This is a genomic window from Amycolatopsis nivea, assembly GCF_004522235.1.
GTDB classification, from domain to species: domain Bacteria; phylum Actinomycetota; class Actinomycetes; order Mycobacteriales; family Pseudonocardiaceae; genus Amycolatopsis; species Amycolatopsis nivea.
Genome location: NZ_SDLT01000026.1, coordinates 102,634 through 125,778, shown reverse-complemented (window position 1 = coordinate 125,778; position 23,145 = coordinate 102,634). Strand labels below are relative to the sequence as shown.

General features: G+C 70.3%; 18 protein-coding genes, 2 tRNA genes and 1 pseudogene. 15 read left to right on the top strand and 6 right to left on the bottom strand.

The window, feature by feature from the left end:
* The first annotated feature begins 94 nt into the window (after positions 1–94).
* The 8 genes from EIZ44_RS27695 (at position 95) to mmsB (ending at position 9,884) form a co-directional block, all read left to right on the top strand.
* Positions 95–889 carry an IclR family transcriptional regulator gene (locus tag EIZ44_RS27695; protein WP_134732129.1) on the top strand — a complete coding sequence of 265 codons (795 nt, stop codon included), beginning with the start codon at positions 95–97 and terminating at the stop codon, positions 887–889.
* Between the two features lie 117 nt (positions 890–1,006).
* Entirely contained in the window at positions 1,007–2,023 is a 1,017-nt protein-coding gene (locus tag EIZ44_RS27690; RefSeq protein WP_134662844.1) for a LacI family DNA-binding transcriptional regulator, read from the top strand.
* Between the two features lie 108 nt (positions 2,024–2,131).
* Entirely contained in the window at positions 2,132–3,802 is a 1,671-nt protein-coding gene (gene araB, locus EIZ44_RS27685; protein WP_134732126.1) for a ribulokinase, read from the top strand.
* The gene (locus EIZ44_RS27680) at positions 3,802–4,479 is read left to right on the top strand and encodes an L-ribulose-5-phosphate 4-epimerase (RefSeq protein ID WP_037806329.1); all 678 of its coding nucleotides are present in this window, start codon (positions 3,802–3,804) and stop codon (positions 4,477–4,479) included. The genes araB and EIZ44_RS27680 overlap by 1 nt, the downstream gene beginning before the upstream one ends.
* A 26-nt stretch (positions 4,480–4,505) precedes the next feature.
* On the top strand, positions 4,506–6,011 hold the full coding sequence (araA, locus tag EIZ44_RS27675; RefSeq protein ID WP_134732124.1) for an L-arabinose isomerase: 1,506 nt from the start codon (positions 4,506–4,508) through the stop codon (positions 6,009–6,011).
* Positions 6,012–6,028: 17 nt separating this feature from the next.
* Positions 6,029–7,135, top strand: coding sequence for a multiple monosaccharide ABC transporter substrate-binding protein (gene chvE, locus EIZ44_RS27670; protein WP_037806333.1), 1,107 nt, complete (start codon positions 6,029–6,031; stop codon positions 7,133–7,135).
* Positions 7,132–8,652: a multiple monosaccharide ABC transporter ATP-binding protein gene (gene mmsA / locus EIZ44_RS27665; protein WP_134732122.1), complete on the top strand. Its 1,521-nt coding sequence runs from the start codon at positions 7,132–7,134 to the stop codon at positions 8,650–8,652. Before chvE ends, mmsA begins: the two co-directional genes overlap by 4 nt.
* Complete coding sequence (mmsB, locus tag EIZ44_RS27660) at positions 8,649–9,884, top strand: multiple monosaccharide ABC transporter permease (RefSeq protein ID WP_037806337.1); 1,236 nt, start codon at positions 8,649–8,651, stop codon at positions 9,882–9,884. Before mmsA ends, mmsB begins: the two co-directional genes overlap by 4 nt.
* A gap of 286 nt (positions 9,885–10,170) precedes the next feature.
* Here mmsB and aztD read toward each other — a convergent pair.
* The 4 genes and pseudogenes from aztD to aztB all read right to left on the bottom strand — a co-directional run bounded on the left by aztD (position 10,171) and on the right by aztB (position 14,355).
* Positions 10,171–11,374 (bottom strand): annotated as a pseudogene (aztD, locus tag EIZ44_RS27650) (zinc metallochaperone AztD).
* Positions 11,375–11,416: 42 nt separating this feature from the next.
* On the bottom strand, positions 11,417–12,316 hold the full coding sequence (aztC, locus tag EIZ44_RS27645) for a zinc ABC transporter substrate-binding protein AztC (protein ID WP_134732118.1): 900 nt from the start codon (positions 12,314–12,316) through the stop codon (positions 11,417–11,419).
* Complete coding sequence (locus tag EIZ44_RS27640; RefSeq protein ID WP_134732116.1) at positions 12,313–13,497, bottom strand: hypothetical protein; 1,185 nt, start codon at positions 13,495–13,497, stop codon at positions 12,313–12,315. Before EIZ44_RS27640 ends, aztC begins: the two co-directional genes overlap by 4 nt.
* A gap of 36 nt (positions 13,498–13,533) precedes the next feature.
* Positions 13,534–14,355: a zinc ABC transporter permease AztB gene (gene aztB / locus EIZ44_RS27635; protein ID WP_134732114.1), complete on the bottom strand. Its 822-nt coding sequence runs from the start codon at positions 14,353–14,355 to the stop codon at positions 13,534–13,536.
* Between the two features lie 18 nt (positions 14,356–14,373).
* Between aztB and aztA the strand changes: the two genes are divergently transcribed.
* From aztA to EIZ44_RS27615, 4 genes are all read left to right on the top strand, one after another.
* Complete coding sequence (gene aztA / locus EIZ44_RS27630; RefSeq protein WP_134732112.1) at positions 14,374–15,126, top strand: zinc ABC transporter ATP-binding protein AztA; 753 nt, start codon at positions 14,374–14,376, stop codon at positions 15,124–15,126.
* A gap of 61 nt (positions 15,127–15,187) precedes the next feature.
* Positions 15,188–15,262: transfer RNA gene (locus EIZ44_RS27625), tRNA-Thr, on the top strand.
* A 10-nt stretch (positions 15,263–15,272) separates the two neighbouring features.
* Positions 15,273–15,345, top strand: a tRNA-Asn gene (locus EIZ44_RS27620).
* A gap of 22 nt (positions 15,346–15,367) precedes the next feature.
* Positions 15,368–17,665: a hypothetical protein gene (locus EIZ44_RS27615; RefSeq protein ID WP_134732110.1), complete on the top strand. Its 2,298-nt coding sequence runs from the start codon at positions 15,368–15,370 to the stop codon at positions 17,663–17,665.
* A gap of 154 nt (positions 17,666–17,819) precedes the next feature.
* Here EIZ44_RS27615 and EIZ44_RS27610 read toward each other — a convergent pair whose 3' ends face one another.
* On the bottom strand, positions 17,820–18,755 hold the full coding sequence (locus tag EIZ44_RS27610) for an AraC family transcriptional regulator (protein WP_134732108.1): 936 nt from the start codon (positions 18,753–18,755) through the stop codon (positions 17,820–17,822).
* Positions 18,756–18,890: 135 nt separating this feature from the next.
* Between EIZ44_RS27610 and EIZ44_RS27605 the strand changes: the two genes are divergently transcribed.
* Together EIZ44_RS27605 and EIZ44_RS27600 are read left to right on the top strand one after the other, a co-directional pair.
* The gene (locus EIZ44_RS27605) at positions 18,891–20,120 is read left to right on the top strand and encodes a cytochrome P450 (protein WP_134732106.1); all 1,230 of its coding nucleotides are present in this window, start codon (positions 18,891–18,893) and stop codon (positions 20,118–20,120) included.
* Position 20,121: 1 nt separating this feature from the next.
* Complete coding sequence (locus EIZ44_RS27600) at positions 20,122–21,132, top strand: FAD-binding oxidoreductase (RefSeq protein ID WP_134732104.1); 1,011 nt, start codon at positions 20,122–20,124, stop codon at positions 21,130–21,132.
* A 353-nt stretch (positions 21,133–21,485) separates the two neighbouring features.
* Here EIZ44_RS27600 and EIZ44_RS27595 read toward each other — a convergent pair whose 3' ends face one another.
* Positions 21,486–22,166, bottom strand: a complete 681-nt coding sequence (locus EIZ44_RS27595) for a GntR family transcriptional regulator (protein WP_134732102.1) — start codon at positions 22,164–22,166, stop codon at positions 21,486–21,488.
* 114 nt (positions 22,167–22,280) lie between these two features.
* Here EIZ44_RS27595 and EIZ44_RS27590 point away from each other — a divergent pair, with 114 nt between their 5' ends.
* Positions 22,281–23,132, top strand: a complete 852-nt coding sequence (locus EIZ44_RS27590; protein WP_134732100.1) for a fumarylacetoacetate hydrolase family protein — start codon at positions 22,281–22,283, stop codon at positions 23,130–23,132.
* Positions 23,133–23,145: the final 13 nt, after the last annotated feature.

The window sequence follows — 23,145 nt, the reverse complement described above, 5'->3', positions numbered from 1 at the left end:
CTGGAGAGTTCAAGGCCGCCGGGATTGGTCCGACCAGATTCCGTCCGGGCGCCCCGGCATTGCCAGCATTTCCCGTTATTCGCACAATGGCTGGATGCCGGACCCCGACGACCGCACCACCCCGCCCGGCCTGCCGCAGACCGCGGACCGCGCGCTGCAGGTCCTGCTCGCGTTCGACCGCGCCCGCCCGGAATGGGGCGTCACCGCGGTGGCCCGCGAGTTCGGGCTGCACACGTCGATCGCTCAACGGCTCCTGGCCGTGCTGGCCCACCGCGGTTTCCTCGTCCGCGACGACAGCACGCGCAAGTACCGGATCGGCCCGGCCGCTCTTCACCTGGGCCGGATGTGGGACCGGGCCGGGGCACTGGATCTGCTGGTGGCCCCGGTTCTCTCCGACCTCGCCGCCCAGACCGGACACGCCGCCCTGCTGTCCCTGCCCGACGGTGCGCACACCCGATGCGTGCTGGCCGCGGAAGGCGCGGACGGACGGCTGCGCGGCTACTCCCTTGTCGGCGAGCTGTACCCAGCGCACGCGGGGGCGACGAGCAAGGCTTACTTCGCGTTCCTGTCCGAAGAGGAACGCGACCGGTTGTTCGCGGACCGCCCCATGGCCCGGTTCACGCCGGATACGGTCACCGATCTCGCCGTGCTCCGCGAACAACTGGCCGAGGTCGCCGAGCGGGGTTGGGCGTTCACCACCGGCGAGTACGACACCGGGGTGGCGACGCTCGCGGTGCCGGTGTTTTTGCGCGGAGAACCGTACGGGAGCTTGTCGGTTGGGTGGTCTGCTTCCCGGTTCCAGCATGATCCGGAGCAGTGGGTGGATCTGTTGCGGCGAGGGGCGGAGTTGATCGAACTGCGGCTTTCGCGGCCGGTTCCGCGGCGGTGAGACGCCGCCCCGTCGACACCAGTCCCGCACCAAGTTGCGAAGAAAGCCTTGACCAGCCGCCTGTTATCGCTAACATTGCCATGCTCACGCCGCGAACTTCAGCGAGGAGGTGCGGGGATGCCCACCGACGGTCCCACTGCCAAACGCCAGCCCGGGCTTGCCGAAGTGGCTGCCATGGCGGGTGTTTCGCACATGACTGTCTCCCGGGTCGTCAACGACACCGGGACGGTTCGCGCGGAGACGCGGGCCCGGGTGCTCGCCGCGGTGGAGGAGCTGGGGTACCGGCCGAACTCGGCGGCCAGGACGTTGGCGACCGGGCGGTCGAGCATTCTCGGCGTCGTGGCGCTGGAGTCCAATTTGTACGGTCCGGCGAGCACGCTGTACGGCATCGAGCACGCCGCTCGCGAGGAGGGATACGGGGTCACCATCTCCAGCGTCAGCCGGCCGCGGCGGTCGACTTTCGCTGAGGCGGTGGACAATCTGCGGCGGCAGGCGGTCGGCGGGATCGTGGTGATCGCGCCGCACGTCGCGGCAGGCGAGGCGTTGCGGCAGGTGACCGGAGACATTCCGATGGTCGCGGTCGGCGGCGGCGAATCCGTTCCGGTGCCGGTGATTTCGGTCGACCAGTACGACGGGGCCCGCCGGGTGACCGAGCATCTGCTGTCGCTCGGGCACGAAACCGTGTGGCACGTCGCCGGGCCGGAGGACTGGCTGGAATCGCTGGAACGCGAGCGCGGCTGGCGGGAAGCGCTCGAGCGGCGCGGAGCGCAGGTGCCGCCGCCGTTGCGCGGGGATTGGAGTCCGCGTTCCGGCTACGACGCCGGACGCCGTCTGGTCGCCGAAACCCGGCCCGACGCGGTGTTCGTCGCGAACGACCAAATGGCGCTGGGCGTGCTGCGCGCGTTCGCCGAGGCGGGCATTTCGGTGCCGGGCCAGGTTCGCGTGGCCGGGTTCGACGACGTGCCGGAGGCGGCGTACTTCAGCCCGCCGCTGACCACCGTCCGGCAGGACTTCATCGAGGTCGGGCGGCGGACGTTCCGGCTGCTCGTCGAACGCATGGAAGGCGGCGATCCCGGCATCCGCCATCTCGTCGCACCCGATCTGATCGTCCGGGACAGCACCGGGCCCCGGTAGCAGCACTGCACGACCGCATTCAAGCAAGCGATCACCCTTCAAATGTTAGCGCTAACAGTCGAGCGGCAGCCCGTCGCGCGGCGTGGAGTCCGGAAGGAAATCCCTCCAGTGCCAGCAGATTCCCTCGTCGTCGGCATCGACTTCGGCACGCTCTCCGGACGCGCCGTGGTGGTCCGGGTGCGCGACGGCGCCGAACTGGGGACCGCCGTGACCGAATACCGGCACGGGGTCGTCGACGACCGGCTTCCCGCCACCGCCGAGGAGTTGCCGCCGGGCTGGGCGTTGCAGGTCCCGTCGGACTACGTGGACGTCCTGCGCACCGCCGTGCCCGCCGCGCTGGCCGAAGCGGGCGCCAATCCGCAGGACGTGATCGGGATCGGCACGGATTTCACCGCCTGCACGATGATCCCGACCACCGCGGACGGCACTCCCCTGTCCGAGCTCCCGGAATTCACGGGCAATCCGCACGCGTACGTGAAGCTGTGGCGGCATCACGCCGCGCAACCGCAGGCCGATCGCATCAACGCCGTGGCCCGTGAACGCGCCGAGCCGTGGCTGCCGCGGTACGGCGGATTGATCTCGTCCGAATGGGAGTTCGCCAAGGCGCTGCAGTTGTTCGAGGAAGCCCCCGAGGTCTACCGGGCCATGCGGCATTGGGTCGAGGCGGCGGACTGGATCGTCTGGCAGCTCACCGGAACTTATGTCCGCAACGCCTGCACAGCCGGGTACAAGGGGATCTACCAGGACGGCCGCTACCCGGACCGGGAATTCCTCGGCAGCCTCAACCCCGGCTTCGCGTCCTTTGTGGAGGACAAGCTCGACCATCCGATCGGCCAGCTGGGCTCGCTCGCCGGGAAGCTCAGCCCGGAAGCCGCGGCCTGGACCGGGCTGCCCGCCGGGATCGCGGTGGCGGTCGGGAACGTCGACGCGCACGTCACCGCGCCGGCCGCGCAGGCCGTCGAGCCGGGCCAGATGGTCGCGATCATGGGCACGTCGACCTGCCACGTCATGAACGGCGCCGACCTGCGCGAGGTCCCGGGCATGTGCGGGGTCGTCGACGGCGGCATCGTCCCCGGGCTCTGGGGGTACGAGGCAGGGCAGAGCGGAGTCGGCGACATCTTCGGCTGGTTCGTCGACCACTGCGTCCCCCAGTCCTATTCGGACGCCGCGCGCGCCGAAGGGCTCCACGAGTTCCTGACCGGGCTCGCGGCGCAGCAGGAGATCGGCGAGCACGGACTGGTCGCGCTCGACTGGCACAGCGGCAACCGGTCGGTCCTGGTCGACCACGAGCTGTCCGGCGTGCTCGTCGGGCAGACGCTGAGCACCCGGGCCGAGCACGTGTACCGGGCGCTGCTGGAGGCCACGGCGTTCGGCACCCGCAAGATCATCGAGACCTTCGAGGCCGCCGGGGTTCCGGTCACCGAGCTGATCGTCGCGGGCGGGCTGACCAAGAACCCGTTGCTGATGCAGATCTACGCCGACGTCACCGGCCTCCCGCTCTCGGTGATCGGCTCGGCGCAGGGACCCGCGCTCGGCTCCGCGATCCACGCCGCGGTCGCCGCCGGCGCCTACCCCGACGTGCGCGCGGCCGCGGCGGCGATGGGTTCGGTCCAGCGGATGGCGCACCAACCCGTGCTGGCGAACGTGTCGGCCTACGACGAGCTGTACGCGGAGTACACCGCGCTGCACGACTACTTCGGCCGCGGCGGCAACGACGTGCTGCACCGTCTCGCTGCGCGCCGCCGCGAACTGGCCACTGTCGCGAAAGGACAGAACTGATGACGCTGACCGCCCAGGCGCGCGGGACGATCGCGGAGCTGCGGGAATCCGTCGCGCGGCTGCACAGCGAGCTGACGCGCAACGAGCTGGTCGTCTGGACCTCGGGCAACGTGTCGGCGCGGGTGCCCGGCGAGGACCTGATGGTGATCAAGCCGTCCGGAGTGTCCTACGACGACCTGAGCGCCGACACCATGGTCGTCACCGACCTGCACGGCGAGCTCGTGCACGGCGAACTCGCCCCGTCGTCGGACACCGCCGCGCACGCCTACGTGTACCGGCATCTGCCCGAGGTCGGCGGGGTCGTGCACACGCATTCGACCTACGCGACGGCCTGGGCCGCGCGCGGCGAGCCGATCCCGTGCGTGCTCACGATGATCGCCGACGAGTTCGGCGGCGAGATCCCGGTCGGCCCGTTCGCGTTGATCGGCGACGACTCGATCGGCCGCGGCATCGTGGAAACGCTGCGCGCGACCCGCTCCCCCGCGGTCCTGATGCGCAACCACGGCCCGTTCACCGTCGGCGCGACCGCGCGGGACGCGGTGAAGGCCGCGGTGATGGTCGAGGACGTGGCCCGCACCGTCCACATCGCACACCAGCTCGGCACGCCCGTCCCGCTCTCGGGAACCGACGTCGACCGGCTGCACGCGCGCTACCAGAACGTCTACGGGCAGCGCTGAAAACCCTGATCCAGCAAGGAGAACAGATGATTTCCGCGACCAAGCCGCAGGTGTGGTTCCTCACCGGCAGCCAGGCGCTCTACGGCGAGGAGACCCTCGACCAGGTCGCCGGGCAGTCGCTGCGGATCCGGCAGCTGCTGGCCGATTCCGGCGGGCTCCCGTGCGAACTGGTCGGGAAACCGGTGCTGACCGAGTCCGCCGGGATCCGGCAGGTGCTGCAGGAGGCCAACGCCGACCCCGCGTGCGTCGGCGTGATCGCGTGGATGCACACCTTCAGCCCGGCGAAGATGTGGATCAGCGGACTCGACGCGCTGCGCAAACCGTTGCTGCACTTGCACACCCAGCTCGACGCGGCGCTGCCGTGGGCCACGCTCGACATGGACTACATGAACCTCAACCAGGCCGCGCACGGCGACCGGGAGTTCGGGTTCGTCCAGACCCGGCTCGGCATCCCGCGCAAGACCGTCGCCGGGCACGCGGCCGATCCGGCGGTGGTCGCCCGGATCGACGCGTGGGCGCGCGCGGCGATCGGCGCGGCTCACCTGCGGACCCTGAAACTGGCCCGGTTCGGCGACAACATGCGCGACGTCGCGGTCACCGAAGGCGACAAGGTCGAGGCAGAGCTGCGGTTCGGGGTCTCGGTGAACACCTACGGCGTCACCGAGCTCGCCGAACGGGTCGACGCGGCCTCCGCCTCGGACGTCGACAGCCTGGTCGCGCAGTACGCCGACGAGTACGCGCTCGCCCCGGAGCTGGCGCGCGCCGGTGAGCGGCACGAGTCGCTGCGCTACGCCGCGCGGATCGAACTCGGCTTGCGGTCCTTCCTCTCCGAAGGCGGGTTCGGCGCGTTCACCACGAACTTCGAGGATCTCGGCGGACTCCGCCAGCTGCCGGGACTAGCAGTGCAGCGGCTGATGGCCGACGGCTACGGCTTCGGCGGCGAGGGCGACTGGAAGACCTCCGCGCTGCTGGCGTCGGTGAAAGCGATGGGCCGCGGCGCGGACCGCGGAACGTCCTTTATGGAGGATTACACCTACCATTTCGGGCCCGGCGAGCCGAAGATCCTCGGCGCGCACATGCTCGAGGTGTGCCCCAGCATCGCCGCGGGCAAGCCGTCGTGCGAGATCCACCCGCTCGGCATCGGCGGCCGCGAGGACCCGGTGCGGCTGGTCTTCGACGCCGCGGCCGGTCAGGGCACGGTGCTGGGCCTGATCGACCTCGGCGACCGGTTCCGCCTGGTGGCCAACGAGATCGACGTGGTCCCGCCCGACGAACCGCTGCCGAACCTGCCGGTGGCCCGCGCGGTGTGGAAGCCCGCGCCGTCGCTCGCCACGTCCGCGGAAGCGTGGATCACCGCGGGCGGACCGCACCACACCGTGCTCACCCAGGCGGTCGGCACCGAGACCGTGCGGGACTTCGCCCGGATGCTCGACGTCGAACTGCTCGTCATCGACGGACACACCACCACCGCGGACTTCGCCGACCGCATCCGCTGGAACCAGGCCTATCACCGGCTCGCCCAGGGTTTCTGAAAGAAGGAGAACGAACAATGAGGTTCATTCGAGGAATCCGCACCGTCGCGGCGACGGCCGGGGTCGCGGTGCTCGCGTTCGGCGCCGCCGCCTGCGGGTCCAGCGCGAAGACCGTCGACCAGCAGGCGGGCGGATCCGCCGGCGCGCTGGTCGGGGTGACGATGCCGACCAAATCGTCGGAGCGCTGGATCCACGACGGGGACAACATCAAGGCCGCGCTGGAGAAGCTCGGCTACCAGGTCGACCTGCAGTACGCCGAGAACGACATCCCCACCCAGGTCAACCAGATCGAGAACCAGCTGACGAAGGGCGCGAAACTGCTCGTCGTCGCCTCGATCGACGGCACCGCGCTCACCACCCAGCTGCAGGAGGCCGCCGACCGCAAGGTCCCGGTGATCGCCTACGACCGGCTCATCCGCAACTCGACCGCCGTGGATTACTACGCCACCTTCGACAACTTCAAGGTCGGCGTCGAGCAGGCGAACTCGCTGCTCAAGGGCCTCGGCGACGGGCCGGGCCCGTTCAACATCGAACTGTTCGGCGGCTCGCCGGACGACAACAACGCGACCTTCTTCTACAACGGTGCGATGTCGGTGCTCAAACCGCTGATCGCGAGCAAGAAGCTGGTGGTCAAGAGCGGTCAGGTCGACTTCGCGCCGACCGCGATCCTGCGCTGGGACCCGGCCACCGCGCAGCGCCGGATGGAAGACCTGCTCACCAAAACCTACACCGGCGGCGCGAAGGTCCAGGGCGTGCTCTCCCCCTATGACGGCCTTTCGATCGGGATCCTGTCGGCGCTCAAGAGCAACGGCTACGGCACCGCCGGCCAGCCCTACCCGGTCGTCACCGGACAGGACGCCGAAGTCGCCTCGGTCAAGTCCATCATCGCGGGCGAGCAGTACTCCACCGTCTTCAAGGACACCCGCAAACTCGCCGACGTCACGGTGAAGATGGCCGACTCCGTCCTCAAGGGACAGAAGCCCGCGGTCAACAACACCACCGACTACGACAACGGCAAGAAGGTCGTCCCGTCCCAGCTGCTGCAGCCGGTCGTGGTGGACAAGTCCAACTACCAGAAGGAACTGCTCGACTCCGGCTACTACACGGCGGGCCAGCTGAAATGACCGAACTGCTCGGCATGCGCGGGATCACCAAGACGTTCCCCGGCGTCACCGCGCTGTCCGACGTCACGCTGTCGGTGCGGCGCGGGGAGATCCACGCCGTCTGCGGAGAGAACGGCGCCGGGAAGTCCACCCTGATGAAGATCCTGTCCGGCGTCCACCCGCACGGCAGCTACGACGGCGAGATCACCTTCGACGGCCAGGCCTGCGCGTTCGGGTCCATCCGCGACAGCGAACGCCGCGGCATCGTGATCATCCACCAGGAACTCGCGCTGTGCGGGCAGCTTTCGATCGCCGAGAACATCTTCCTCGGCAACGAACGGGCCCGGCGCGGCTGGGTCGACTGGAACCGGACCAACCACGAGGCCGCCGACCTGCTGCGCCGGGTCGGGCTGCGCGAGAACGCCGTCACGCCGGTCAGCGAACTCGGCGTGGGCAAACAGCAGCTGGTCGAGATCGCCAAAGCCCTGTCCAAGCGCGTCAAACTGCTCATCCTCGACGAGCCGACGGCCGCGCTCAACGACGACGATTCGGCGCATCTGCTCGGGTTGCTGCGCGAACTGCGGGACGACGGCGTCACGTGCGTGATCATCTCGCACAAGCTCGGCGAGGTCACCGCGATCGCCGACACCGTCACGATCCTGCGCGACGGCAAGACGATCGAAACGCTGGGCGCCGCCGGGCTGAGCGAGGAACGCATCATCACCGGCATGGTCGGACGGGACCTCGAACACCGCTTCCCGCCGAGGGAACCGGACATCGGCGAGGAGGTGCTCCGGATCGAGGACTGGACGGTGCACAGCCCGAACCAGCCCGGGCGGGTCGTCGTGGACGGGGCGAACCTGACCCTGCGCCGCGGCGAGATCGTCGGGCTCGCCGGGCTGATGGGCGCGGGCCGCACCGAACTCGCGATGAGCGTCTTCGGCCGCTCGTACGGCACGAACATCTCGGGGCGACTGGTCAAGGACGGCAAGGAGATCTCGCTGCGGTCGGTCCGCGACGCCATCCGCAACGGCATCGCCTACGCCACCGAAGACCGGAAGCTCTACGGGCTCAACCTGATCGACGACATCCAGCGCAACACCTCCGCGGCGGGACTGCCCTCGCTCTCCCGCCGCGGCTGGGTCAACGAGCACACCGAACACGACGTCGCGCTCCGGTTCCACCGCGATCTCCGGATCAAGGCGCCGTCGGTGCGCAGCGTCACCGGGAAGCTGTCCGGCGGCAACCAGCAGAAGGTCGTGCTGGCCAAGTGGATCTTCACCGACCCGGACGTGCTCATCCTCGACGAGCCCACCCGCGGCATCGACGTCGGCGCGAAGTACGAGATCTACACGATCGTCAACGAGATGGCCGCGCAGGGGAAAGCGGTCCTCGTCATCTCCTCGGAACTCCCCGAACTGCTCGGCCTCTGCGACCGCATCTACACGCTCTCCGCGGGCCGGATCACCGGCGAGGTCGCCCGCGCCGACGCCACCCAGGAACTGCTCATGCGACACATGACGAAGGAACGGCCATGACCACCGCCAACCCCGTGCGGCCAGCCGATCCGGCCGCCCCGCCCGCCGGGCGCAGCCCCCGGCGGATCTCGATCAACCTCCGCCAGAGCGGCATCTACGTCGCGTTCGCGCTGATCGTCGTGCTGTTCGAGGTGATCACCGGCGGCGCGCTGCTCGAACCGCAGAACATCTCGAACATCATCGTCCAGAACTCCTACGTGCTGATCCTCGCCATCGGGATGATCCTGGTGATCATCTCCGGTCACATCGACCTGTCCGCGGGCTCGGTGGTGGCGATGACCGGCGCGGTCGCCGCGGTCCTCACCGTGAATCTCGGGCTGCCCTGGCCGCTCGCGGTCGTGCTGACCCTCGTCGTCGGCGCGGTCATCGGCGCCTGGCAGGGATACTGGGTCGCGTACTTCGGCATCCCCGCGTTCATCGTGACCCTGGCCGGGATGCTCGCTTTCCGCGCGCTCACCCTCACGGTGCTCGGCAACCAGGGCATCGGCCCCTTCCCCGACGCGATCCGCACCCTGTCCAACGGCTTCACCGGCGGATACCTCGGCAACATCGGCCTCGGCCCGCTCGGCGGCGCGGACCTGGTCAGCCTGCTCGCCGGGGTCGTCGTGGTGGCCGGAATCGTGCTCACGCAATGGCGCAAACGCGCCGCCCGGCTCGGCTACGGCCAGGAAGTCGACCCGTTCCCGCTGTTCGTGCTGAAGATCGCCGTCGCCGCCGCGCTGGTGCTGGCGGTGGTCGTGCAGCTGGCCCGGTTCCGCAATCTGCCGTGGGTGCTCGTCCTGCTCGCGGTGCTCGTGCTCGGCTACTCGCTCGTCGCCGGGAAATCCGTGTTCGGCAGGCACATCTACGCCATCGGCGGGAACCTCCAGGCCGCGACGCTGTCCGGGGTCAAGGTCAAATCCGTGACGTTCTGGGTGTTCGTCAACATGGGCGTGCTCGCCGCGCTCGCCGGCATCATCTTCGCCGGACGGCTCAACCAGGCCGGGCCCACCGCGGGCGTCAACTTCGAACTCGACGCCATCGCCGCCGCGTTCATCGGCGGCGCCGCGGTCCAGGGCGGGGTCGGCAAGGTCGTCGGAGCCATCACCGGCGGCCTGATCATGGCGGTGATCAACAACGGGATGTCCCTGATCGGGGCGCCCAGCGAACGCGTCATGCTCGTCAAAGGCGCGGTCCTGCTCGCGGCGGTCGCTTACGACATCTGGACGAAGCGTCGCGCCGCTGCCCGCTGACTCGTGGCTGGTGGGCGACGTTTCGCCGCCCACCAGCCACTTGCTCAGCTTTCCGCGACAACCCCGCTGAGTTCGTTCGGCACGCCGGGGAGCGTGCCGGTCGCGGTCTTCGCCCCCGTCCCGAGATCGACCGCGTGAACCTCCTTCTTACCTGGATCCGTCACATACGCCGTCCCGCCCCGGACGAACAGCGCCGGACGCGGCTGCTGCCACGAACTGGGTGAAGCGCCGCGGCTCGCTGACGCGTGGCTGGTGGGCGATGTTTCGCCGCCCACCAGCCACTTGCTCAGCGTTCCGCGACAACTCCGCTGAGTTCGTTCGGCACCCCAGGGAGGGTGCCGGTCGCGGTCTTCTCCCCGGTCCCGAGATCGATCGCGTGGACCTCCTTCTTGCCCGGGTCCGTCACGTACGCTNGCGTGGACCTCCTTCTTGCCCGGGTCCGTCACGTACGCTGTCCCGCCCCGGACGAACAGCGCCGGACGCGGCTGCTGCCATTCGAGCGGCTCCTGCCACGAGCCGATGACCGGGATCGTCCGGGTCACGCGGGCCGCGGCCGGGTCGATCACGTGGATCTTGCCGTCGGTGCCCAGCACCAGGCCCTCGCCCTGCGGGCCGCGGGCCAGGGAGCGGAAGGTGTAGCTGGTGCCGAGGTCCACGTGCCGCAGGCTGGCCTTCTCGGTGTCGATCAGCGAGACCCGCGTCGGCCGCTCCAGTTCCGCTTCCTTGTCGGTTTTGTAGTCTCCCAGCGTGATCGACGACTGCGGGGAGCCTGCCTGATTGCCGATGCGCCCGTAGGCGTCCGGGCTGGTCACCTTGGTGATCTTGCCCGCGCGGTAGATCAGCGCGCCGGTCTCGCACCCGACGACGACAGTCTCGCCCCGCGCGGTCGCTTCGCCGTGCACGCCCGGGCATTGGTCGTTGCGCGCGATCTCCTTGCCGTCCTTGTCCCGCACCGCGATGCCGTTCCGGGCGTCCTCGTTGCCGATCGTGGCGACCAGCTCGCCGTTGGCCAGTTCGACCGCGACGCCGTGATGCGGTTCCGGGGTTTTGTGCTGCGGCGCGGGCGGTTTCCCGGTCCCGAGCGTCGCCGGGTCGAGCACGGTAATCTCGCCGGTGCCGTCGGAGAAGAGGACCGTTTTGCCCGCGTGCCGCACCACGTGTCCTGGCTTCGGGGCGCGGATCTCGGTGTCGGTCAGCGTCGCGCCCGCCGCGTCGAGGAGCCGGAATCCGGTGGCCGTGGACACGATCAGGTGTCGGTCGTTCCCCGCCGGGTTGAGGCGGTTGAAGCCGGGCAGCGGGAGGTCATTGACGACCTTCAGGGTCTTCCCGTCCAGCAGGGAGATCCCGCCGTCGTAGGTGATCGCGACCGGGTCGGCGACCGTCTGGGGCGCGGCTGCCGGGGGCGGCTCCGGGGATCCGCAGGCGGTCGCCGTCAGCAGCCCGGCCGCGGCGAGAGCGGCGCAGGCGGTTCGGTAGGGCGGCACTGGCATTTCGTTCTCCTTGGTGGGGATGGGTTTTCTCGGTGTCGAAGATCAGGGCGCGGCCAGGCCGTCGACGATCGCGTCGGTATTGGCGCGCATCATCTCCAGGTAGGTCGCCGCGCCTTGGCCGGGTTCGCTGAGGGATTCCGAGAACAGCGACTTCACCCGCACCCGCACGCCCGCCTGGTCGGCGAGCACCCGCGCGAGGCGGTCCGGCTGGGAGGAATCGGCGAAGACCGCCGGGACCCCGGCCGCGCGCACCGCGTCGGCCAGCGACTTCAGGTCGGACGCGCTGGGCGAGGCGAGCGTGGTGCCGCTCGGGATCACCGCGCCGACGACCTGGAAGCCGAACCGCTGGGCCAGGTAGCCGAACACGTGGTGGTTGGTGACAAGTTTCCGGCGCTGCGGCGGGATTTCCGCGAACCGGCGGCGCATCGTGTCGTCGAGCGTGCCGAGTTTCTGCCGGTACCGTTCGGCGTTGGCTCGGATCACGTTCCCGTCCACTCCGGACACTCGCGCGACGATCTGGTCGGCGATCACCGGCACGGCGGCGCGGACACGGCCGGGATCAGTCCAGAAATGCGGATCCGGACCGCCGTGGGCGGCGTAGCTGATCGGGTCGACCCGCTCGCCCACTGCCAGCGCCGGGACCCCGTTGCGCTCGGCCGCCTGGACCGTGCGCAGCATGCCTTCCTCGAGCCCGAGTCCGTTGTAGACGATCAGCCCCGCGTGTTCGACCTCCGCCGCCTGCTGGGCGGAAATACCGAAGGAATGCGGGTCGGCGTTCGGTTTCATCAGCACCGTCACGTCGGCCTGGTCGCCGACGATGCGGCGGGTGATGTCGCCGAGGATGTTCGTGGTCACCACCACCGAACCGCCGCTCGCGCCCGCGGCGGAACAGCCGGACACCACCAGGAGCGCGGCGACCAGCAGGGCCCGGATTCTGCTCATCGGCCGGTCTCCACGACGTAGCTGGCCTTGCCGGGAACGGTAAGCGTCCGGGCTCGGCGGAGGTGATCGTTGTAGTCGATCTCGTAGATCTCGCCGGAGGACGGGTTGTTGACGTAGGCGCGGGTCGCGTCGACCTGGATCGCCGGGGCGACCGGGCCGCTGACCGCGGGCAGCAGCGGGACTTGCGCCTGTTGCGCCCCGCTGCCTGGGTCGAAGGCCCGCAGCACGCCGTCCCGGGTCAGCACCAAGACCGGAGCGTCCTCGCCGACAGCGTTCAGTGCGGCGACCGGACCGGTCTCGATCCGGGACCACTTCCGGGCCCGGACGTCCAGTGCCCACACCGCGTCAGTCCCGGCCGCGGCGGCGAGAGTCGTGCTGCCGGGCCGGTGCGCGAACCTGGAGGCGCGTTCCTCCTTGCCGACCGGTCGCGGGTAGGTGATCTTCTCCCCGGCGAACGTCCCGTCCTTCTCGGTGACCAGCAACGCGCCGTCCGCGCACCCGAAGACGACGCCCCGCCGCGTGACGGCCGCACCGCTCAGTTCCGGGCACGGCTGGCCGATCTCCGCGACCTGCTTGCCCTGCCGATCGTGCACTCGCACGCCATCGGCAACCGAGGCCAGCACGCGTTCGCGATAGGGCACCGCTACCCCTGGGTGCGGACTCCGCGCGATCGTGCCGAGTTCGGCGATCGAGCCGCGGTCCAGCTTCGCCCGGTCCAGCAACTTGGCAGTTCCGTCCGGAAAGGACAGTGCGGTGACCGCGGGATCGCTGTAGGCGGCCAGCAGCCGCTGTCCCGGAGCGGTTCCGGCCTCGCGCACCGCGGCGCGGTAGTAGTGCACGTGGTCGCCGTGGTCGACCATCCACGCGCCGCTGTCGATGACGCGGACCCCGTCGGCGCGGCCGGTGAGGTAGCCGAACCGTCCGTCCCCGGTGATCGCATGCGCGCCCTCAACCGTTCCCACCGGCGTGACTTGCTCGGTGATCAGGTCGAGCACGTGCGCCGCACCGGTCGAGGCGTCGGCGACGACCAGTCTCGACTGTGCCTCGGCGGTTTCCTCCGCTCCCTCGACGTAGCCGTGCGGCGTGGTAGCGGGTTGCTCCGCCGGATCGTGCCCGCAGGCGGCCAGCAGCGCCGCCACGGCCAGCACGCCCGCCGCCCGGCGGACAGGAGATGTCGTCATGCGTCCTCGATTTCTGTTGTCGGACAACGGATTCGTTCAGCGACGGCGGCCGCGGACGGCGGACAGCAGAGCGGAGAGGAAGAACAGCGCGATCGCGGCGGCGGCGATGCTGGCTCCCGCGGCGGTGCCCCAGTACCAGGACGCGAGCAATCCCGCGACCGTCGACAGGATTCCCAGCAGCGCGGCGAGCACCATGACCGTCGTGATGCGGCGCGCCCAGAACGTCGCCGCGGCCGCCGGGCCGATCAGCAACCCGAACGCCAGCAAGGTGCCGACGACCCGGAACGACGCGACCACGGTCACGGTCACCAGCGCCAGCACCAGCGCGTTCGCGAGGCCTGGCCGCAACCCCAGCGTCTGGGCCTTGCGGACATCGAAGGCGACGGCGGCGAACGGGCGGTACCCGAGAAGCGACACCGCGGCGACCAGCCCCAGCGCGATCGCCAGGACCAGCAGATCGCCCGTGCCGACGGCGAGCACGTCGCCGAAGAGGAACCCGGTGAGGTCGACCGCGAACGACTGCGAATGCGACACGATGATCACGCCGGCGGCGAGCATCCCCACGAACAGCAGCCCGATCAGCGTGTCCTGCGACAACCGCCGCGACCGGCCCAGCACGGTCACTCCCCCGGCCATCACCGCGGCGCTCAGCACCGCGCCGAGCAGCGGGTTCACTCCCGCCAGCGACGCGATCGCCACCCCGGGCAGCATGCCGTGCGACAGCGCCTCCCCCAGGAAAGCCATCCCGCGCAACACCACCCAGGTGCCCGCCAGCGCGCACATCACCGACACGAGGACCCCGGCGACGAGCGCGCGCTGCACGAACGACACGTCGAAGGGGGTCAGCAACCAGGTCACGGCGCCACTATAGTGGAAATGGTTTTCATTCTCTTTAAGGGGGCTTTGGTGAACCTTGCCGAACCGGCTGTCACCTTGCGGAACGTCCGCGCGGGCTACGGGTCGCACGAGGTGCTCGGCGGGATCACCGCCGAGCTGCCCGCGGCGCGGAGCACCGCCGTCGTCGGGGCGAACGGGGCCGGGAAGTCGACCCTGCTCAACGTGATCGCCGGCATCCAGCCGATCAGCTCCGGCACGCTGCACCGCACCAGCCGGTTCCGCGCCGCCTACGCGACCCAGTACAGCGAGGTGTCCGGCGAACTCCCGATCACCGTCCGCGCCACGGTGACCATGGCCCGCTGGGCGCACCGCGGCCCGTGGCGCAGGCTCACCGCCCGGGACCGGACGGTCGTCGAGGATTGCCTGGAGCAACTGGACATCGCGTCGATCGCCGACCAGCCGCTGGGCACCCTCTCCGGCGGCCAGCGGCAACGGACGCTCGTGGCGCAAGCTCTTGCCCAGCAGTCGGATCTGCTGCTGCTCGACGAACCCGCGGCCGGTCTGGACCTGCACGCGCAGACCCTCATCGACGACGCGCTCGACGCGACGGTGCGCGGCGGGACGACCGTTGTCCGCATCACCCACGACCTCACGGTTGCCCGCCGCGCGGCCCACTGTCTCCTGCTGCGCGACGGGCGGTTGCTTGCCGAAGGGCTGCCGTCCGCGGTGCTCACCCGGGACCGAGTGGCCGCCGGGTGGGGCCTGCCGGATTTTTCCGACACCGCAGGGTAAGCCGGAATTTCGGTGGCGGCGCTGTCCCGCCGCGGCATAGGATTCCGGACGCGGGGAACGGCATGGAGTAGATCAGCGGCAGATCGCCTGGCTCGTGACCGGGAGGGCGCGGGTTCGAGTCCCGCCTCCATGTCCATCCCCCGCTCCTTGGAGTAGTTCAGCAGGCAGAACACCCGGCTGTTACCCGGGAAGGCGCAGGTTCGAATCCTGCCTCCAAGTCTTGACCACAGGGGGAATCCACATGGGACACACCGCGTCGCCGGGGTACGCCTACGGGCAGCTCGAACGGGCTGTGCGCACCGCCCTGTCCGCGAAGGACAGCGGGACGCGCCGTCGTGCGCGGGCGAAGGCCGACCGGTGGCAGGACGTCCTCACGGGCATGGCCACCGGTTCGCTGCGGATCGGCTCGCGGGTCCCGGTCGCGGGCACTCCGGCGTGGGTGACCCTCGAAGTCGTGCACGGCGGGTTCGCCACCGGCCGGTGCCTGGCCGAGGTCCCGCTGTCCCCCGCCGAGGCCGCTCTGTGCCCCGACGGACCGGGCCGGACCGATCGCGAACGGCTCAACCTCTGGTACCTCACCGACGCCGGGCTCGCCGCGCTGCGCGGCATGCTCGCCGCCGAGTCCTACCGGATCGACGTCCCGGAGGACGCCGCGCTGCCGACCGTCGCGTGGCTGCTGGAGCACGGGCACGCCGAAGCGGCGCTCGACCTGATCGCCGAACTGCGGCCGCACCTACACCGCCTGCGCCTGGCCCCGCTGCCCGGCTCGGCGCCGCGACCGGCGGGCGCACTGGTCCGGCTGAGCACCGTCGGCGAAGTCCGGGACTCGCTGCGGTCGGCGAGCACCCCGCCCGCGATCAAGGCGATGCTGGAAACGCTGACGGTATGGCACCCGCTGTTCGACCGGCTGGTCGCGCTGTGGTGCGACACCGTCGAAGGCGAACTGCCGCGGCTGGACGAAACCGGCGTCGTCGGCGGCTGGCCGTGCCGTACCTGGCCGGAGGACTGGCAGCAGCGTCGCGCCGAATGGCTCGCGGACTACGCGAGCGCGCGCTTCCGGCACACCGCGTCGGGAGTCCACGTCCACCCGAAGAGCAACTTCACGCGGCTGTACCGCGCGTTGCGGGCGTGCGAGCGCGACAGCTCGGAACTGACCGGCCGGGACGTCGGCTGGATCCGCCGTGCCCTGGCGAACACGATCACCAAGCACGGCGAGCCGGGCTCGGAACCGCGGGCGGCGTTGCGAGCGCTGCAGGCCTCGGTCGCGTCGCGGCCCACGCACGCCGAACTCGCCGCCGCGCTGGCCGAACGACTGGACCGCTTCCCGGCCGACGGCGGGCTGCCGTCGATCGAGCCGGTCGCCGGGGACGCGCCGGCGCACCTGGTCGCCAAGGTCGCCCGCGCGCTGGAGGCGCCGATCGAGGAACTGGTCGCACGGAAGGTGATCACGTCGGCGGACGTCCTCGCGACGGTCCTGCCGCAGATCACCGCGCAACTGCTGGCCGCGAACTTCGACAACGAGCAGCTTTCGACGCTGTACGCGCAGACCTACGCGGCCTTCCGCCGTCGCCGCAGTCTGCTGCTGCTCGACCTGGAACACCAGGTCCGGATCGAGGAACTCCCCTGGGTCCACGCGCTCGACCGGCTGCGAACGCGGCGTCCGGACGCCACCCGGGCCGCCCGCCAGACGCTCTCCCAGACGGTGCTGCTGGCGATCAGCGCGTTCCCGCAGGCGATCCTGCCGAACACGCTGGTGCGCGAACTGGGCGCGCTGGCGAAACAGGCCGGGCTGCCGATGCCGCTGGTCGAGGAGGTCGCCGCCGACATCTTCACGGGCATGTTCACCGAGAAGTGGCGGACGGCAGCGGAACTCACGAGCCGCACGATGGCGGGCACGCTCTACGCGCGCTACTACGACCTGCCGGAGTCCTGGACGTCGGAGCCCCGCCCGCGCCGGTTCCGCGCGCTCGCCAAGGGCACCGCCAACGACTTCGCCGACCTGTGCTTCGCCCGAGCCGGCGGAACCCGCACGTCGTGGCGGCTCCGTTCGGTCGCGATGAACGGCACGGTGCTGGAGCAGAGCCAGATTCTCACGACGCAGAACCTGGCGGTCCTGGTGCACACGCTCGATCTGCGGAAGCGGCTCCAGGCGTCGGCACCTGAACTGGCCGCCGAGTCCCTGACGTGGACGGTGATCCGGCTCGCGACGCGCACCGACCACCACCACGCGGCCCTGCAAGCGGTCAAGAACGCGGCCTACGCCTGGCGGCAGGCGCTGTTCTTCCTGAGTTTGTGCAACCTCGAAACTCAGCGCGCGACCGTCCGCGAGCTCGCCGAGCAGGTGACCCGAGCGGGCCTGGCCGAACGCTTCACCCCGGCCGTGACCGGCTTGGCACACGTGGTGGAGGGCGGCCGGTTCACCCCGGAGGGCCGCATCGGCGGCGGGGTCGGACGGCGTTTTCTCGGGTGGACTACGGGAAAGCACTGGTGTTTGCCCGAGGTCCGGCAGAAGGAATCGACGACAACGCCAGGACTTTGAGGCGACGTCGCGGGTGAGGCGCGGTTACCCCGCGAAACCCGCCGCAATCGCCGCTTGGCGACCATGTGACCGTTTCGTAAGGTACGTGAGGGGAACCCTGAGGGAATCAGATTCCCCCAGGGTTCCCCTCACGTACTGTTCTTGGCGGCAAGACTCAACGAGCCCGCGAAGGAGACTCCCCATAACGCCGCCGAAACGCCGCCGCGAACCGGCTGGCGCTGGAAAATCCCCACCTCGCCGCGATCTCGCTGACCGAGAATTCCGGGTGCTCTTCGAGATCCGCCCGAGCATGCTGCAACCGCACGCCGACGAGATGCTCCGTCGGCGTGCAGCCGACCCATTCCCGGAAGCTCTCCTGCAACCGGCGAACCGTAGTCCCCGCGACAGCAGCCATGTCCGCCGCCGTCCACGCCCGGGCCGGGTCGGCGCGCACCGCATCGACCACTCGCGTGATCGCGCGCGGCCGCGGCGGCGGGACGCGACCGGTATCAGGGCAGCCCGCCAGGAGGAATCCGGCCGCGACCGCTCCGGCCAGTTGTTCCCGGACGATCGGCTGGTCGCTGAACAACGAGCCGTCGCGCATCTGCGACGACAGACCGGCGACGAGATGCCGCCAGTCGCGCGCGGGTCCGTGCTCCAGCGGCAACTGGTCCGGGAGCGCACCGGCGACGCGGACGGTCCCGGCGCCGACGACCCGTTCGGCCTCGCGATCCAGCCAGTCCCCGTCGAATTTGACGCCCAGCACGGTGCAGGTCGCGTCCCAGTGGGTGATCAGCGACGGCGTGTCGGCGCGGAAGACGGTCGCCTGTCCCGGCACCGACGTCACCGAACCGTGCCTGCCACGGCTGGCGAGGTGGCCGGTCAGCGGCAGGTTGACCTCGTACGCGGACGGGTAGTCGCAGGCGATCTCGACGTCGGCTCCCCATCCGACGTACCCGATCAGCACCGGGCCGAGGTCCAGCGTCCGCAGGGTCAGCCGCGGTTCGCGGCCGCCGCCGAGCGGCGTCAGCTGGTGCGGAAAGTAGGCGTCGGCCACCGACTTCGAGACTCGCTCCCAGTCCCGCGGCGCCGCACCACGGCGTGCGGACATGGACGCATGCTAGCTGATCAGCGGCGGAGCGCCGGATTCGTCGCGCGATCCGTACCGGATCCGCGCTTCGCGTGTCGTGGGCGCTGCCCGCGCGGACCTACCTTCGCCCCACCACGCACGAAGGAGGCCGCGTCAATGACGACGAACAGCACCACCGCCCCGGACCTGTCCTGGATCGACGACATCACCATGGCCCAGCTGGAGCGCAACCCGTACGAGCCTTACGAACGGCTGCGCCGCGAGGCCCCGCTGGCGTACGTGCCGGTGCTCGGCTCATACGTGGCGACGACCGCGGAGATCTGCCGCGAGATCGCCACCAGCCCCGATTTCGAAGCCGTCATCACCCCGGCCGGCGGCCGCACCTTCGGTCATCCGGCGATCATCGGGGTCAACGGCGACATCCACGCCGACCTGCGCTCGATGGTCGAGCCCGCGCTCCAGCCCGTCGAGGTCGACCGGTGGATCGACGACCTCGTCCGCCCCATCGCCCGCGGCTACCTGGAGAAGTTCGAGAACGACGGCCGCGCGGAACTCGTCTCCCAGTACTGCGAGCCGGTCAGCGTCCGATCCCTCGGCGACCTGCTCGGGCTGCAGAGCGTCAGCTCGGACAAACTGCGCGAATGGTTCGCGAAACTGAGCCGGTCCTTCACCAACGCCGCGATGACCGAGGACGGCGAATTCGCCAACCCGGAGGGGTTCGTCCAAGGCGACGAGGCGAAGGCCGAGATCCAGGCGACGGTCGACCCGCTGATCGACCGGTGGATCGCCGAACCCGCCGACACCGCGATCTCGCACTGGCTGCACGACGGGATGCCGCCGGGCAAGACCCGCGACCGCGAATACATCTACCCGACGATCTACGTGTACCTGCTCGGCGCGATGCAGGAACCGGGCCACGGCGTGGCCTCGACGCTGACCGGCCTGTTCAGCGAACCCGACCAGCTCGAGCAGGTCGTGGACGACCCGGCGCTGATCCCCCGCGCGATCTCCGAGGGGATGCGCTGGACCTCGCCGATCTGGTCGGCCACCGCGCGGATCTCGACCAAGGCGGTCACCGTCGCCGGGGTCGAGCTGCCCGCGGGCACGCCGGTGATCCTCTCCTACGGCTCGGCCAACCACGACACCGGCGTCTACGAGGCCCCGACCCGTTACGACCTGCACCGTCCCCCGCTGCCGCACCTGGCGTTCGGCGCCGGGAACCACGCCTGCGCCGGGATCTACTTCGCCAACCACGTCATGCGGATCGCGCTGGAGGAACTGTTCGAGTCGATCCCGAACCTCGAGCGCGACACCTCCTCGGACGTCGAGTTCTGGGGCTGGGGCTTCCGCGGGCCGACGTCGCTGCACGTCGCCTGGGAGGCCTGACATGTCCTTCACCGCGACCGTCGGCGGCCGGGGAGTGGCCTGCGGGCCGGACCAGCCGATGCTCGACGCCTTCCTCCGCGCCGGCGTCTGGATGCCGAACTCCTGCAACCAGGGCACCTGCGGCACCTGCAAGCTGCGCGTGGTCGACGGCACCGTCGACCACCGCGACTCCCCCGCCGACACCCTGACCGAGGACGAGCGGGCGGCGGGCCTGGCGCTGGCCTGCCAGGCCCGGCTCCGCTCGAACGTCGTCGTCGAAACCGCGGGCGGCGCCGCCCGGGCCACGCACCCGCTGCGCGACCTCACCGCGACTGTCCGCGAAATCCAGGACATCGCCCGTGACACCCGACGGCTGCGGCTCGGCCTGCCCGAACCGCTGGCGTTCAACGCGGGCCAGTACGTCGAGCTGACCGTGCCCGGCACCGGCGTGCGCCGTCAGTACTCGCTGGTCAACACCGCCGACGAGGACAAAGTCCTCGAACTGCACGTCCGTCTGGTGCCCGGCGGAGCGGCCACCGAACAGTGGATCTTCGCGGGGCTCTCCGTCGGAGAACAGGTCCAGGTCACCGGCCCGCTCGGCGATTTCTTCCTGCCGCCCGAGGACGAGGACGACGGCGGCCCGATGGCGCTCATCGGCGGCGGCACCGGCCTCGCCCCGCTGATCGGACTGGCCCGCACCGCGCTGTCCCGGGACCCGAGCCGGAAAGTGGTGCTGTACCACGGAGTTCGCGGTGCGGCCGATCTCTACGACCTCGACCTGATGGCCGAACTCGCCGACAGCTACCCGGGTTTCTCGTTCCTTCCAGTGCTGTCGCACGAACCCGGGAACAGCACGTATCGCACCGGGTTCCCGACCGACCAGTTCCTCGAGGACGTCCCCAGCGCCCGCGGCTGGTCAGGCTGGCTCTGCGGGCCGCCGCCGATGGTCGACGCCGGGGTGAAGGCGTTCAAACGCCGCCGCATGGCGCCGCGGATGATCCACCGGGAGAACTTCACTCCGGCCGTGGCCTGACCGTGGCCGGGGAACTTGGCCTGGGCCGCCTCGGCCGCTGCCGCTTCCTCAGGTCCGCGAAGGGCTCCTTGGGTTCCTCGGTGCTCGTCAAGTGGCGGGGTAGGGTCGTGGTTGGCGGGTCCGGGAAGTGACTTGTCCGAAGAACCAGCCGTCGGGGCAGGGCTGGTCGCGCTGGATGTCAGAGTCGCCCCCGCGTGTCCTCCCGGGCTCGCCGCGGGGGTCTGGCGTCTTCCGTCGGCGGTCATGACTCGCCAGACGTGGTCAGCGAAGCGGCGTTGGCTTCGTTGCGGGTTTTGCCTTCGGCGATCTCGATCGGCGCGATGTCGGCGTGGGCGGACCGCGTTGAGCCCGGGTCAAGGCCGGTTCGGCTCGTCCTCGGCGCAGCTGATCAGCAGCTGCGCCGTGTGCGCGATGTGGTCCCGGAGCCGTTCAGCGGCCAGATCCGCGTCCCGCGCCAGAGCAGCCTCGAGGATCGCCTTGTGCTCGCCCGCCAGGTCCCGGTCGGGTTCCTGTCCCAAGGAGACCGACCAGTGCCGGTACAGCTCGGCCTCCTCGCGCAGGCCGCGCGCCGTGGCGACCAGCCTGCGGTTGCGGCAGCCCTCGAACAGGGACAGGTGGAAGCCGGAGTGCGCCGCGACCCAGGCGTCGGCCGGGCGGGCCGGGTCGGCGGGGTCGGTGAACGGGGTCCGCTCCAGCAGGTGGTGCGCGGCAACCGCGCGGGCTTCCCACTGCACGTCGCCTTCGAGGATCGACAGCCGCAGCACCAGTGATTCGATCTCCAGGCGCGCCTTCGTCAGGTCCGCGAGATCCTCGTGCGACAACGGCGTGACGGTGTAGCCGAGGTGCGGCCGGGTCTTCACCAGCCCCTCGGCGGTCAATCGGGTGAGCGCCTCGCGGGCCGCGCCGACGCTCGTCGCGTACCGCTCGCAGAGTTCGGGGAACTTCAGCCGCTGCCCGGGAACCATCCGGCCGCCCAGGATGTCCGCCCGAAGCTGCTGGTAGACGCCCTCGGCGCGCGTCGTGTCCGCTGCCATGCCGTCCACTGTAGCGGATACGAATCTCACAGCAACTTTCGAAAGTTTGTTGCCTCATCGAATCTCGGCGAGTACAACTGGAGGACACCGAAGCCGGACGCGAAGGAGCCCCGCATGAAAGTCGCCACTGTGGACGGACGACTGGCACTGGTCACCGCACCGGGAAAGGCGGTGGACGCGGCCGAGGCCAGCGGCGGGCGGTTCGGCCCGGACATTCAGCAGGCCTACGAGCGCTGGGCGGAACTGACCGAATTCGCCGCGACGATCGGAGAGGGCCACGCGCTCGAACGGCCGGTCAGCGACGAGCAGCTGGGCAATCCGGTCCCGGCACCGCGCCAGGTGTTCGCGATCGGCCTCAACTACGCCGACCACGCGGCCGAATCCTCCTTCGCGGTGCCCGAGACGCCGCCGGTGTTCACCAAGTTCCCGACCTGCCTCACCGGCCCGTTCGGCGACGTCGTCATCCCGGACGGCGGGCACGTCGACTGGGAAGTCGAACTCGTCGCCGTCGTCGGCAAGCGCGCGGAACGGGTCGCCGAAGAGCGGGCTTGGGACTATGTCGCCGGGCTGACCGTCGGGCAGGACATCTCCGAACGGCTGCTGCAGCTGGCCGGTCCGGCCCCGCAGTTCAGCCTCGCCAAGTCCCATCCCGGTTTCGGGCCGCTCGGCCCGGTGGTCGTGTCGCCGGACGAACTGCCGGATCGCGACGACCTCGAACTCGGCGCGCTCGTCAACGGCGAGCAGGTGCAGAAGGGCCGCACCTCGCAGATGGTCTTCTCGGTGCCGGCACTGATCGCCCGGCTGTCCGCGGTGACCCCGCTGCTGCCCGGCGACGTCATCTTCACCGGCACCCCCTCCGGCGTCGGCATGGGCCGCACGCCGCAGCGCTACCTCCAGGCGGGCGACCGGCTCGTCAGCTACGTCCACGGCATCGGCGAACTGCGGCAGCGGATGGTCGCCGCTTAGCGAAAGGGCTGGA